The organism is Polymorphospora sp. NPDC051019 (assembly GCF_040683055.1).
GTDB classification, from domain to species: Bacteria; Actinomycetota; Actinomycetes; order Mycobacteriales; family Micromonosporaceae; genus Polymorphospora; species Polymorphospora lycopeni.
Genome location: NZ_JBFBCH010000009.1, coordinates 36,790 through 50,599, shown reverse-complemented (window position 1 = coordinate 50,599; position 13,810 = coordinate 36,790). Strand labels below are relative to the sequence as shown.

General features: G+C 70.3%; 8 protein-coding genes. 4 read left to right on the top strand and 4 right to left on the bottom strand.

What is annotated here, in order from left to right; translation table 11 throughout:
* Nucleotides 1–84: 84 nt before the first annotated feature.
* Nucleotides 85–552: a DUF4442 domain-containing protein gene (locus AB0M79_RS17785; protein ID WP_357538322.1), complete on the bottom strand. Its 468-nt coding sequence runs from the start codon at nt 550–552 to the stop codon at nt 85–87.
* Nucleotides 553–712: 160 nt separating this feature from the next.
* Here AB0M79_RS17785 and dnaE point away from each other — a divergent pair, with 160 nt between their 5' ends.
* The 4 genes from dnaE to fxsT all read left to right on the top strand — a co-directional run bounded on the left by dnaE (nt 713) and on the right by fxsT (nt 10,930).
* Nucleotides 713–4,258, top strand: coding sequence for a DNA polymerase III subunit alpha (dnaE, locus tag AB0M79_RS17780; RefSeq protein WP_364214431.1), 3,546 nt, complete (start codon nt 713–715; stop codon nt 4,256–4,258).
* Nucleotides 4,255–5,472, top strand: a complete 1,218-nt coding sequence (locus AB0M79_RS17775) for an FxsB family cyclophane-forming radical SAM/SPASM peptide maturase (RefSeq protein ID WP_364214428.1) — start codon at nt 4,255–4,257, stop codon at nt 5,470–5,472. The genes dnaE and AB0M79_RS17775 overlap by 4 nt, the downstream gene beginning before the upstream one ends.
* A gap of 146 nt (nt 5,473–5,618) precedes the next feature.
* Nucleotides 5,619–6,842 (top strand): TIR-like protein FxsC, encoded by a 1,224-nt coding sequence (locus tag AB0M79_RS17770; RefSeq protein WP_364214425.1) that lies wholly within the window; start codon nt 5,619–5,621, stop codon nt 6,840–6,842.
* A gap of 44 nt (nt 6,843–6,886) precedes the next feature.
* Nucleotides 6,887–10,930 carry an FxSxx-COOH system tetratricopeptide repeat protein gene (fxsT, locus tag AB0M79_RS17765; protein WP_364214422.1) on the top strand — a complete coding sequence of 1,348 codons (4,044 nt, stop codon included), beginning with the start codon at nt 6,887–6,889 and terminating at the stop codon, nt 10,928–10,930.
* Between the two features lie 53 nt (nt 10,931–10,983).
* Here the strand turns inward: fxsT and AB0M79_RS17760 are convergent, their stop codons facing one another.
* The 3 genes from AB0M79_RS17760 to AB0M79_RS17750 all read right to left on the bottom strand — a co-directional run bounded on the left by AB0M79_RS17760 (nt 10,984) and on the right by AB0M79_RS17750 (nt 13,661).
* Nucleotides 10,984–12,672 carry an HEXXH motif domain-containing protein gene (locus AB0M79_RS17760; protein ID WP_364214419.1) on the bottom strand — a complete coding sequence of 563 codons (1,689 nt, stop codon included), beginning with the start codon at nt 12,670–12,672 and terminating at the stop codon, nt 10,984–10,986.
* On the bottom strand, nt 12,629–12,805 hold the full coding sequence (fxsA, locus tag AB0M79_RS17755) for an FxSxx-COOH cyclophane-containing RiPP peptide (protein ID WP_357538335.1): 177 nt from the start codon (nt 12,803–12,805) through the stop codon (nt 12,629–12,631). Before fxsA ends, AB0M79_RS17760 begins: the two co-directional genes overlap by 44 nt.
* A 61-nt stretch (nt 12,806–12,866) precedes the next feature.
* A complete protein-coding gene (locus AB0M79_RS17750) occupies nt 12,867–13,661 on the bottom strand; it encodes an AAC(3) family N-acetyltransferase (protein ID WP_364214415.1) in 795 nt (264 codons plus the stop codon).
* Nucleotides 13,662–13,810: the final 149 nt, after the last annotated feature.

The following is a 13,810-nucleotide window of genomic DNA, read 5'->3' as shown; positions in this document are numbered from 1 at the left end:
AGCTACATGTAGCGTGTCTTCCTATCGAGGAGGTGTCCAGGTCCGCCGGCCGGATTCAGGGGCGGATCAGGGAAGACCCGGGGATCACTGCGGGCGCAGCGTCCAGACCACGGTCAACAGGGCCGTGACCCGCGCGCTCTCGCCCTCGGTGGAGATCTCCACCAGGACCGGGAACTCCGGTCGGGTGCCGGCGGCGAGTTCGGCCTCGACCTCGGCGACCGGCCGGCCGAGGCGGGCTGTCGCCCGTACCGGACCCATGGCGAGCTTCTTGTACGCGATCTCGGCGCGTACGGCCAGCGGCACGGCGCGGTCGAGCAGGTGCCCGAAGCCGGCGAGGACGACCGCGCCGGAGGCGGTCTCCCCGAGGGTGAACATGGCGCCGGCGTGCGGCCCGCCGACGTGGTTGTGGGTCGCTCCGGAGTCCGGCAGGCGCACGATCGCGTGCAGCCCCTCGGAGTCTTCCGCCACGTCGATGAACTCGATTCCGAGGGTGCGGGCGAACGGGACGGCCTGCAGCATTCCGGCGGCCACCTGCCGCGAGTCGATGGACATGGCAGCATGTTACTTGCTGGTAACTTGCTTGGGCAATCGGCCTCCGGCGGCCGGCGGGACGCGCCGGACGCCCTGTCCACGCCCGCGTCGGGACAGCGCTAGGGTCAGGTGGGCTTCGCGCCGCCGTACCGGCCGGCATCTCACGTGGGGGGAGAAACCTGTGGCTGACCAGTTCGTCCATCTGCATGTGCATTCCGAGTACTCGATGCTGGACGGAGCGGCCCGCCTCAAGGAGATGTTCGGCGAAGCGGCCCGGCTCGGGATGCCTGCGGTGGCCGTCACCGACCACGGCAACATGCACGGGGCGTACGACTTCTTCCAGCAGGCCAAGGCGACCGGCATCACCCCGGTCATCGGGATCGAGGCGTATCTCGCACCGGCCTCCCGGTTCGACAAGAAGCGGATCAACTGGGGTAACCCGGACCAGAAGCGCGACGACGTCTCCGGTAACGGCGCCTTCACCCACATGACGATGTGGGCCCGTAACGCCGAGGGCCTCCACAACCTCTTCCGGCTCAACTCGCGGGGGTCGATCGAGGGGCACTACGTCAAGGGCCGGATGGACGCCGACCTGATCTCCGAGCACTCCGCTGGCATCATGGCCACCACCGGCTGCCCGTCCGGCGAGGTGCAGACCCGGCTGCGGCTGGGGCACGTCAAGGAGGCCGAGGCGGCGGCCGCCAAATACCAGGACATCTTCGGCAAGGAAAACTTCTTCCTCGAACTCATGGACCACGGTCTGGAGATCGAGAAGCGGGTCCGTGACGGACTCCTGGAGATCGGCCGCCGGCTCGGCATCCCCCCGGTGGTCACCAACGACTCGCACTACACCTTCGCCTCCCAGGTCGAGGCGCACGACGCCCTGCTCTGCGTACAGACCGGCAGCAACCTGTCCGATCCCAACCGGTTCCGGTTCGACGGCGGCGGCTACTACATCAAGTCCGCCGAGGAGATGTACGCCGTCGACCTGTCCGAGGCGTGGCAGGAGGGCTGCCGCAACACGCTGCTCATCGCCTCCCGGGTCGAGACCGACGGGATGTTCAAGTTCCGGAACCTGATGCCGAAGTTCCCGGTCCCCGAGGGCGAGACCGAGTCGACCTGGTTCCGCAAGGAGGTCTGGGCCGGCATGGACCGCCGGTGGCCGGACGGCTACGACGAGGCCCGCCGCAAGCAGGCCGAGTACGAACTGGACGTCATCTGCGAGATGGGCTTCCCGGCCTACTTCCTCGTGGTCTCCGACTTCATCATGTGGGCGAAGAACAACGGCATCTCGGTCGGACCGGGGCGTGGCTCGGCGGCGGGCAGCATCGTCGCGTACGCGCTCGGCATCACCGACCTGGACCCGCTCCAGCACGGCCTGATCTTCGAGCGGTTCCTCAACCCCGAACGCGTCCAGATGCCCGACATCGACATCGACTTCGACGAGCGTGGGCGCGGCGACGTGATCCGCTACGTCACGGAGAAGTGGGGGTCGGACCGGGTCGCGCAGATCGCCACCTTCGGCACCATCAAGGCGAAGGCCGCCATCAAGGACGGCTGCCGGGTGCTCGGGTTCCCGTACGCCCTCGGCGACAAGATCACCAAGGCGATGCCGCCGGCGGTGCTGGGCAAGGACATCCCGCTGTCCGGCATCTTCGACCCGAAGCACCCCCGGTACGCCGAGGCCGCCGCGGTCCGTGAGCTGACCGCCAACGAGGCCGACGTCGCCAAGGTGATGGAGGTCGCCAAGGGCCTCGAAGGACTGGTCCGCCAGCTCGGCGTGCACGCCGCCGGCGTCATCATGTCGGCCGAGCCGCTGATCGACCACGTGCCGCTGGTCCAGCGTGACGCCGACGGCACCATCATCACGCAGTTCGACTATCCGACCTGCGAGTCGCTCGGGCTGCTGAAGATGGACTTCCTCGGCCTGCGCAACCTGACCATCATCGACGACGCGCTGAAGAACATCGAGGCGACCGCCGGGCTCAAGATCGACCTGCTCAAGCTGCCGCTCGACGACAAGCCGACCTTCGACCTGCTCGGCCGGGGCGACACGCTCGGCGTCTTCCAGTTCGACGGCGGGCCGATGCGGTCCCTGCTGCGGCTGATGAAGCCGGACAACTTCGAGGACATCTCCGCCGTCGGCGCCCTCTACCGCCCCGGCCCGATGGGCGTCAACTCGCACATCAACTACGCGCTGCGCAAGAACGGCCAGCAGGAGATCACCCCGATCCACCCGGAGCTGGCCGAACCGCTCAAGGAGATCCTGGCCGACACCTACGGTCTGATCGTCTACCAGGAGCAGGTGCAGCGTGTCGCGCAGAAGCTGGCCGGCTACACGCTCGGCCAGGCCGACCTGCTCCGCCGCGCGATGGGCAAGAAGAAGAAGGAGATCCTCGACAAGGAGTTCGTGCCGTTCCAGCAGGGCATGCTGGAACGCGACTATTCCAAGGAGGCGTGCCAGGCGGTCTGGGACGTGCTGGTGCCGTTCGCCGGCTACGCCTTCAACAAGGCGCACTCCGCCGCGTACGGCCTGATCAGCTACTGGACCGCATACCTGAAGGCGAACTATCCGGCCGAGTACATGGCGGGCCTGCTGACCTCGGTCGGCGACAAGAAGGACACCATGGCGCTCTACCTGGCCGAGTGCCGCAGCATGGGGATCAAGGTGCTGCCGCCGGACGTCAACGAGTCGGCCCTGGCCTTCACCCCGGTCGGTCGTGACATCCGTTTCGGCCTCGGCGCCGTACGCAATGTCGGCGCGAACGTGGTGTCGTCGATCGTGAAGTCCCGGCAGGAGAAGGGGGCGTACACGTCGTTCTCCGACTTCCTGTCAAAGGTCGAGCTGGTCGTCTGCAACAAGCGGACGGTGGAATCGCTGATCAAGGCGGGCGGCTTCGACGAGATGGGGCACACCCGGCGTGATCTGGTGATCCATCACGAGACGGCGATCGACGCCGTCGTCGGCCTCAAGCGGCAGGAGGCCGCCGGCCAGTTCGACCTGTTCGGCGGGCTGACCGAGACGCCGAGCGAGTCGTCGGTCGTCGGTCTCGACCTGACCTTCAGCGGGCAGGAGTGGCACAAGAAGGAGAAGCTCGCCTTCGAGCGCGACATGCTCGGCCTGTACGTCTCCGACCACCCGCTGGCCGGCACCGAGCGGATCCTCAAGGCCAACAGCGAGCAGATGATCAGCGAGATCCTCGGCGAGGACACCCCGGACCGCAAGCCGGTGGTGCTCGCCGGCATGATCTCCGGCGTCACCCGGAAGATCACCAAGCAGGGCGCCTCCTGGGCGATCGTGCACCTGGAGGACCTCAGCGGTAGCGTCGAGGTGCTGTTCTTCCCCAAGTCCTACGAAGTGCTCGGGCAGTACATGATCGAGGACACTGTTGTGAAGATCTCCGGGCACGTCAGCCGGCGCGACGGTGAGGTCAGCGTGTTCGGCCAGGACATGGCGATCCTCGACGTGTCCAGTGTGGTCGAGGGCGGCGAGCCGCCGATCGTGCTGGTCACCACCATGGACAAGGTGACCGCCGAGTTCGCGCAGGAGTTGAGGCGGGTGCTGCTCGCCCACCCCGGCGACGTACCGGTGCAGATGCGGCTGCGCAAGCCGGCCGGTGCCGGCGCAGACCTCCGCCTGGCCCTCGGCGCGGAGATCAAGGTGGCCAACGACGTCGCGTTCCGTTCCGAGATCAAGGTGTTGCTCGGGGCGGGCGGCATCGAGTGAGCCGGCCGGCGCGGTGGCCCGAAGACCTCGATCTGGCGGCGCTGCGCCGGACCGGCTTCCGGCCGGCGCCGTTCCGGCAGTTCGTCGTCAAGGTGCACGCCCGCTGCAACCTGGCCTGCGACTACTGCTACGTCTACACGATGGCCGACCAGAGTTGGCGGTCGCGGCCGAAGGTCATGTCGGCGGTGGTGCACTCCCGGGTCTGCGAGCGGATCGCCGAGCACGCCCGGACCCACGCCCTCGCCGAGGTGGCCGTGGTGCTGCACGGCGGGGAGCCGTTGCTCGCCGGCACCGGGGCGGTGGAGCGCACCGCCGAACTCCTGCGGACGCTGTTGCCGGCGGGCACCACGTTGTCGTTGAGCGTGCAGACCAACGGCATCCTGCTCGACCGGCCGATGCTGTCGGCGTTGCGCCGGCACGGCTACCGGGTCGGGGTGAGCCTGGACGGTGACGCGGTCGGCAACGACCGGCACCGCCGGTTCGCCGACGGGCGCGGCAGTTACGCGCAGGTCCGGGCCGGTCTCGACCTGCTCACCGGCGCTGACTTCCGGGAGATGTTCGCCGGTCTGCTGTGTACGGTCGACCTGGCCAACGATCCGGTCGGCACGTACGAGGCGCTGCTGTCGTTCGCGCCACCGACGATCGACCTGCTGCTGCCGCACGGCAACTGGTCGGATCCGCCGCCGGGCCGGCCGCCGACCGGCGCCACCCCGTACGCCGACTGGCTGATCGCGGTCTTCGACCGGTGGTACGGCGCGCCGCGGCGGGAGACCGGGGTCCGGCTCTTCGAGGAGATCATCCACCTGCTGCTGGGTGGTCCGGGCCGGTCGGAGTCGGTCGGTCTGAGCCCGTACGTGACCGCGGTCGTCGACACCGACGGGGCGGTCGAGCAGGTGGACACGCTCAAGTCGGCTTACCCGGGGGCGCCCGCGACCGGCCGCAACGTCGACACCGACGCGTTCGACGCGGCACTCTGGCATCCCGCGGTCGTGGCCCGCCAGTTGGGGGCGGCTGCCCTGTCCGACGAGTGTGGCCGGTGCGACGTCGTACGCACCTGTGGCGGCGGCTGTTTCCCGCACCGCTATCGCGCCGGCTCCGGGTTCCGTAACCCGTCCGTCTACTGTGTCGATCTCTATCGGTTGATCGACCACGTACGGCGACGGCTGTCGGTAGATCTTCGGCAACGGGTGCCGGCGGTTCCCTCCATCGAGTGATGATCGGCAATTGTCGGTCCAATTTATCCCAATCGGCTATCTCGGAAGATCGGGACCCATTCCGCCTGGAAGCGCGTGGATATACTCGCTGCACAGCATGCGTGTTACCGGCTGTCTGAATGCCTTTCGGCGGGTCGGAGGACGTGGTGGGACAGTATTTCTTTCTCAGTTACGCCCGTGGTGACGACGACCCGTGGAAGAAGAAGTTCTTCGACCTTCTCAGTGCCGAGGTACGCGCCCACGCCGGACTGGGCCGCCACGAACGCGTCGGCTTCTTCGACACCAGCACGATCGAGCCGGGCACCGAATGGCCCGACGAGCTGGCGACCGCACTGTCCCAGGCGCACACCTTCATCGCGTTGATGGCGCCGCGATACTTCAAGAGCGTCAACTGCGGCCAGGAATGGTCGGTCTTCGACGGCCGGCTCGACCAGCACCGGACCGCGCAGGGCAGCCGCCCGCCGTCGCTGATCCCGGTCATGTGGATGGCCGGCACCGAGGTGCACCCGGTCGCCGCCAGGCTGCAGTACCCGCAGATCGGCCTCGACCAGAACGACCGTCCGATCGGATTGCGGGACCTGATGCGGCAGGGCCGCTACCGGGACCGGAAATACCAGTTCATCGCCGAACTGGCCCGCACGATCGTGTCGTTGCACGACGACCATCCGCTGCCGCCCCCGGTCGAGAAGCCGGTCCTGCGCCTGGTGCCCAACGCGTTCGCCGTCGCGGTGGCGCCGACCCCACGTGAGTCGGTGGAGGTCCGGCAGGCGGTCAAGCACGTGCACTTCGTGGTCTCCGCCGGCAACCGGGAGGAGATGTCGCCGGTCCGGTCCGAACTCGGCGCCTACGGCAACCACGACCACTCCTGGGCGCCGTACCATCCCGATCCGCGGACGTCGGTCTCCGACCTGGCCAGCGGCCTGGCGATGCAGCGTGACTTCGGGGCCGAGGTGGCCTCCACCGACGGCATCACCGACCGGCTGGAATCGGCGGTGCGCAACAACCAGATCGTGGTGCTGCTCCTCGACGCCTGGTCCAGCCAGCTGCAGGACCAGCGCCTGGCCCTGCAGCGCTACGACGAGAACAGCGGCCCGACCACGGCCGTGCTCGCGCCCTGGAACCCGGCCATCGCCGAGAACCAGTCGCACTGGGCGCAGCTCGACCTGGAGTGCAGACGTCTGCTGCCCCGAAACGTCACCCGGCCCGACCAGGAGATGTTCCGGCTCGGCATTCCCAGCCCGGAAAGCTTCGGCCAGTGCCTGGAAGAGGTGCTCGAAGAGGCGTGGAGCCGGGTCATCACCAGGGGGCACATCTACCGGATTCCGCAGGGGGAGATCCGGTTCGACCGTCCCTTCCTCGAAAACCCGTAACCGGGTACGGACGCCCGACGTCACGACCGGATCAGGAGCGGACCATGACGGTCAGACAGACGCCCACGAGTACGGCCACCCCGGCCACCGGGGCCGCACCGGCAATCGAGCCCGCGCCGGCCACCGGGGCGGAACCCGCCGCCGGTCCCGAGCCCGGCGGCGAGATCATCACGTTCTACTCGTACAAGGGTGGCACCGGTCGCACGATGGCGGTGGCGAACGTCGCGTGGATCCTCGCCAGCAACGGCAAGCGGGTCCTGGTCATCGACTGGGACCTGGAGTCACCGGGCCTGCACCGCTACCTGCACCCGTTCCTGGTCGACAAGCAACTGCGGTCCTCGCCCGGCATCATCGACATGATCCGGTCGTTCTCCGAGGCGACCCTGGATCCCAACGGCCCCAGCCAGCCGGGCTGGCACCGGGACCACGCCCGGATCCTCGACTACGCGTCGACCATCGAGTGGGACCACTTCCCCGACGACGGCATGCTCGACTTCGTCCCCGCCGGCCGCCAGGACCGGCACTACTCGCGGGCGGTGACCACCTTCGACTGGAACGGCTTCTTCGAGCGGCTGCACGGCGGGGTCTTCCTCCAGGCACTGCGCGACGACCTGAAGGCCAACTACGACTACGTGCTCATCGACAGCCGCACCGGCCTCAGCGACGCCGCCGGCATCTGCACGGTGCTGCTGCCCGACACCGTCGTCAATTGTTTCACGATGAACACCCAGAGCATCGAGGGCGCGGCGGCGGTGGCGTACTCGATCCAGACCCAGCGGGGCGACCGGCCGGTGCGGATGCTGCCGGCACCGATGCGGGTCGAGGACGGCGAGCAGGGCAAGGTCGAGGCCGGCCGGGACTTCGCCCGGCTGCGGTTCCGGCCGATGCTCGCCCACCTCGACGCGGCCCAGGCCGACCGTTACTGGGGCAACGTCGAGATCCCCTACCGGGCGTACTACGCGTACGAGGAGATCCTTTCCACCTTCGGTGACCGGCCCTACCAGGACAACTCGCTGCTCGGGGCGTACGAGCGGCTGACCACGGTGCTGACGAACGGAGAGGTGCAGCACAACGGCTCGATCGAGGAGCGGGAGCGGCTGCGGCGGCTGGCCGACTTCGAGCGGCAGCGGCTGCGCCCGTCGGAGATCTCCGAGGTGTTCCTCACCTACTCGGCGGTGGACCGGCTGTGGGCCGAGTGGATCGCCGCCGAACTCGCCGACGCGGGCATGCAGGCGGTGCTGCACGAGATCGACGCCCGGCCGGGCGGCGGTCGGATGGCCGAGGCCGAGCGGCTGGTGCGTACGACCAGTGCCGCGCTGGTGCTGCTCTCCCGCGACTTCCTGGCCGCGCCGGGCGCCACCGACCTGTGGAAGCGGCTGGTCGGGGCCGGCTCCGGGCCGGTGCCCCGTTCGGTCGTGGTGGCCCGGCTCGACGCCACCCGGCCGCCGGCGCCCTACCTGGACCGCACCCAGGTCGACCTGTCCGACCGCACCGAGCAGCAGGCCAGCGAACTTCTGCTGGACGCGCTGGGCCTGGAGGCCGCGCCCCCGGACGGTGACCCGCGCGCCGAGTCGGCCGGCGGCCGGCGGCCCCGGTTCCCGACCGGGCAGCCCCGGGTACGCAACCTCCAGCCCCGCTACAGCACGTTCACCGGCCGGGTCGGCATCCTCGACGACCTGCGGGACCGGCTCGCGACCAGGGCCAGCCGCACCCTGCCGCAGGCGTTGCACGGCATGGCCGGCGTCGGCAAGACCCAGGTCGCCCGCGAGTACGCCAACCGGTTCGCCGCCGACTACGACGTGGTCTGGTGGATCTCGGCGGAGCAGGAGAGCGTCGTGCGGGACCGGCTCGTCGAGCTGGGCCGGGAACTCGGGCTGCCGGCCGGCAACGACGCCGACGAGGCCGTACGCACCGTGCTGACCGCGCTCCAGCAGGGCCGGCCGTACGCCCGCTGGCTGATCATCTACGACAACGTCGACGACCCGGCCAGCGTCGACGGGCTGATCCCGCACGGGCCGGGGCACGTGCTGCTGACGTCCCGTGACCCGGCGTGGGCGACCCGGGCGGAGGGGGTGTCGGTCGGCGTCTTCCACCGCGAGGAGAGCATCGCGCTGCTGCGCCGGCACGTCGAGTCGATCACGGACGACGACGCGGAACTGGTCGCGGAGAAGATGGGCGATCTCCCGCTGGCCCTGGAACAGGCCGCGGCCTGGCTGGCCGAGACGCTGATCCCGGTGCCGGAACTGCTCCGCCAGATCGAGCGCCAACTCGTCCGCGTGCTGTCCGCGCCGGTGCCCGGCGGCTATTCCAAGACCGTCGCCGCGATGTGGCAGCTCGCCCTGGAGAAGGTGCGCGAGCGCCAGCCGGCCGCCGCCCGGCTGATGGAGCTGTGCGCGTTCTTCTCGGCCGAACCGATCCCGACGTCGCTGATCTACAGCGACCGGTGTCTCCAGGTGCTCACCGAGTACGACCCGTCGCTGACCGACCCGCTGATGATGGGACCGGTGATCCGCGAGATCAACCGGTACGCGCTGGCCCAGGTCGGTCCGGGGCAGAGCAGCATCCAGGTGCACCGGCTGATCCAGTTGATGATCCGCGAGGAGTTGTCGCCGGAGAAGCGTGACGAGAACCGGCGCCACGTGCACGAGATCCTGGCCGGCGCGCAGCCCAGCCCGAAGGACCCCGACAACCCCGACAACTGGTCCCGCTACGCCGAACTCTGGCCGCACCTGCTGCCGTCGAAGGCCGTCGAGTCCAGGTCCACCGAGGTCCGGCAACTCATCATCGACGTCGTCCGCTACCTGCACAAGCGCAACGACTACGCGGGCAGCCGGCTGCTCGCGGAGCGGGCCCGGGCCAGGTGGGAGGAGGTCTTCGGCGCCGACGACCGGTTGACCCTGCTGGTGCGGTTCCACCGGGCCAACGTGCTGCGGGCACAGGGGCACGACCGCGACGCGCACGACGAGAACCACGACGTGTACGACCGGTTCAAGGCCACCGTCGGCGAGACCAACCCGTACACGCTGATGGCCGCCCGCAGCCTCGCCGCCGACCACCGGATGACCGGCGACTACGTCGGCGCCCGGGAACTCGACGAACGCACCCTGCGGCAGTTGCGCTCGACGCTGTCCGACGAGCACCCGCACAGCCTGATGGTCGCCAACAACCTGGCCGTGTCGCTGCGCCTGGTCGGCGACTACCAGGCGGCCGCCGCACTCGACCTGGACACCCTGGAGAAGCGGCGGCGGGTGCTCGGCGAACGTCACCCGTACACCCTGTTCTCCGCCGGCAACTACGGCCGTGACCTGCGGGAGATCGGTGACTTCCCGGCCGCCCGGCGGACCCTGGAACGGACCCTGCGGACCTACGAGGAGGTGCTCGGCGAGAGCCACACCGAGACGCTGCGTACGGCGAAGAGCCTGGCCGTGACACTGCGCAAGCTCGGCGACTACGCGGCCGCCCGCCGGCTCACCGACAGCTCGTTGCAGCACTACCTGCACGGCCCCGGCCGCAACCACCCGGACACCGTCACCTGCCTGCTCAACCTGGCCAGTGACGACTGGGCGGTCCGTGACCTGCGGTCGGCGCTGGACCGGGCCGAGGAGGCCCGGGCGGAATACCAGCGGATCATTCCCGCCAACCGCACGTTCAGCCTGATCTGCACCAACAACATCGCCGTGTTCACCCGTGCGCTCGGTGACCACGAGCGGGCCCGGGCGCTGTCCGCGGAGGTGGCCGACGAGTTCGGTGCCCGGCTCAACGACAACCACCCGTACACGCTGACGGCCCGGCTCAATCTCGCCAACAGCCTGTTCTCCCTCGGTGACGTGACGCGAGCCCGGGAGATCGACGAGGACGTGCACCGCCGGCTGGCCGACGTGTTCGGGCCGGGGCATCCGGAGACGCTCACCGCGGAGGCCAACCTGGCCCTGTCGCTGGGTGCGGTCGGGGAGGTCGAGCAGGGGCGCCGGGTCGGTGAGTCGGTGCTGGCCAAGTTCGGCGCGCTGCTCGGCCACGAGCATCCGACGACGAAGGTGGTGCGGGCCGGCGAGCGGCTCAGCTCCGATCTGGAGCCGCCGCTGCTCTGAGCCGGGTCCCATGGGTGGGCCGCGCACGGGACCGGCGTCGCTTCGCGGCGTACTCAGCCGGGGAGGCCGGCGCCGATCCAGGCGGCCAGCCCCGGCGGTCCGGCGGGACCGGTGTCCGGGTGGGCGAGCAGCGCCCGGACCAGGTCCGGGCGGGTGGTCAGACCGCGTACGGCGACCGGGTCCACCGGGCGCAGCGCGACCGCGAGTCCGATCCAGGCCTCGACGTCGTCGGGGTCGGTGGCCAGCCGCCGCGACCAGTCGTCGGCGCCGGGTGGTCCACTGTGCTCGTTGAGCACGTGGTCGCGGATCGTCGACTCGATCCCGGAAACCGGTGCCGGGCCGGCGGGCGGCACCGGCCCCCAGTGCGCGGCCGGCAGGTCCGGGTGGCGGTCTCCGGCCACCCACTGCGCGACGAGCGCGTCCACCGCCGTGCCCGTCGGGCGCAGGTTGCGCAGGTGCCACGAGACGGCGGCGGCGACCGACAGGTCGGCCACCGCCTGCCCCACCCCGGACGGCACCTTCTCGGTGGCGTGCCAGCCGTCGAGCGTTTCGGCGAGCCCGGCGACGAAGGTGGCGCCGGGGCCGGTCAGTTCGCCGGAGGCGGCCAGCGTGGCGGCCGACTGGCGGCTCTGCGCGAGCCAGTACGCGTACTCCAGGTGCGCGGCGGGTCCGGCGGCCCGGTGCCGGTGCCGTCGCCAGAAGTCCGCCACGGCGAGATGGGCGTACGTTCCCTGGAGCAGGGCTCCGACTGGCCGCGGGTCGATCCGCCAGGGGGCGCGGTGTCTCGCCGGGCCGCCGGCGGAATGCAGGTCGACGAGGTCGAGCAGCGCGTTCAGCTTCATGTGCTGGAACTCGTGCAACATCAGCAGGGCGAGGCCGGCCGCGTCGGGAGGTGTCGCGAGGGCGATCGAGCCACCCGCCCGGCGGGACGCCGCGCTGACGTTGCCGGCGGCCGGCGACAGCGGCACCACCGACCACAGTAGACATCTCATGGCCTCGGCATGGCGGGGATGATCCGCCACGATCAGCCGCCAGGCGTCGCCGAGCAGCGCGGCGAGGTCGGCCAGACCGCCGTCGTCGAGCCGGCCGGCGGGCGGCCACTGGTAGCAGTCCCGCTCCGGGTCCACGTCGTCGACGGCGATGGTGAGCCGCTGCCCGGACGCCTCGACGGCCAGCCGGCGCAGTGGCCACCAGTCCGGCGTACCGGTGTCGAACGGCGCCGGTACGGACACCGTGCCGGTGCTGCCGGTGACGGTGACCCCGGCATCCGTCCCGCGTACGGTGGCCGGCCCGGGGCCGACCCCGACGGCCGTGCCGAGCGCCGGCAGGTGCAGGTGTCCGGCGTCGGTGGGGACCCGGATGGTGAACCGCAGCCCGGCCCGGGCGGCGCCGGCGGCGGCGTACCGGCACAGCAGGTCGTCGGGGCTGCCACGGCGGAGCCGGGCGGCCGCCGCCGCGTCGAGGTGCGGCTGCGCGAGCACCGTCCGGACCGCCTCCGGAGCCCGCCGGTCGGCGGCCGACAGCAGGTCGAGCGCGGCGGTTCCCGCCGCCCCGGCCGTGTCGGCGAGCGCCCGCAGCAGCAGGCGGCGTTTGGCGAGCTGCCCGTCGCGCAGGACCGCGACGGCGGTCGGGTCGCCGTAGCCGGCGGCCAGGGTACCGAACTGGGCCGCCGTCAGGCGCAGTGCCCGGACGGCCGGATCAGATGCTGGAGTTGAAGGCAGAGACCGCGTCGGACCCGGCACCGGCCATCGCCTCCTCGGCAACGCGGCGCAGCGAGTGTCCGAGAACGGTGTCCTCCATGGTCAGCAGCAGGTGCAGCGGCAAATCGGCAAGCTGGATGACGTCGGTGTCGATGTCCTGCCTGTGGTCTTCCACAACAACCCCTCTGGGCAAAAAGGTGCGGCGTTGTCGGCTTCGCGGGCCGACCGCGTCGGTGTCAGTTCCGGTTGAACGTGAGCCATGATGTCGCGAACTCGACCGCCGGCCGCATCGGCAGGAACCGGCATTCCGCCGCGCCGACCCGGCCGACGGTGACCTGCCCGGACGTGCTCTCGAAGGCCGCACCGAGCCGGCCGAAGTCGCCGTCGTCGAGCGCGACGGTCGGATACTCGATCCAACGTCGGCCGGCACCGTCGGCCACCGCGCACGCGGCGATCCGGCACGGCGGCGACGGCAGCCGGTATTCGGCGAGATGGAAGGCGGTGCAGCGGTTGAAGCCGACGCCGAGCAGCAGGATGTTGGCGTCGGCCTTTTCCAGCCGGGCCAGTGGCGACTCGTCGCCCAGGGGCGATTCGAGCAGGTGGTGCTCCATCAACTCGGCGGCGCGCGGGCCGATGGCAGCGAAGGAGGTCTGTGGGTGGTTGCTGCGTACGGCACCCGGCCAGGTCCGTACCCGCTCGGGGACCACGCCGACGGCGGTGCTGGGCGTGAGCGCGGCGTCGAACCCGGGCAGGTGGTCCCGGATGGTCTGCCACCACGACTCCGGAACCGGATTGTCGGTCCAGGTCGACGGGTCGCGGTTGTCCGGCGACTGGGCGGTGACCACGAGGTTGCCGGTTGGTCCGAGCACGTCGAGCAGGGCGTGCACGACGGTGGTGGCGCCCCCGCAGACCCAGCCCAGCGCACTCAACGACGTGTGTACCAGGACCGTTTCGCCGCGCGTCACGCCCAGCCGGGCGAGATCGGTCGCGAGGGAAACCCTGGTTTGCGGGCCGGACGCGGGTGCCGTCACGAGGCGTGATTCTCGCACCTGTCGGGGCTCGCGTACGTCCGACATGAGGTTCCATCCCCCAGATTTCGTCCAGACCGTACTGCCGGGTCGTGGTGCCGGTTGACCACCGCGGCCGGGCCACGGTGCGGACGGTCGACCGGCTCGCGACG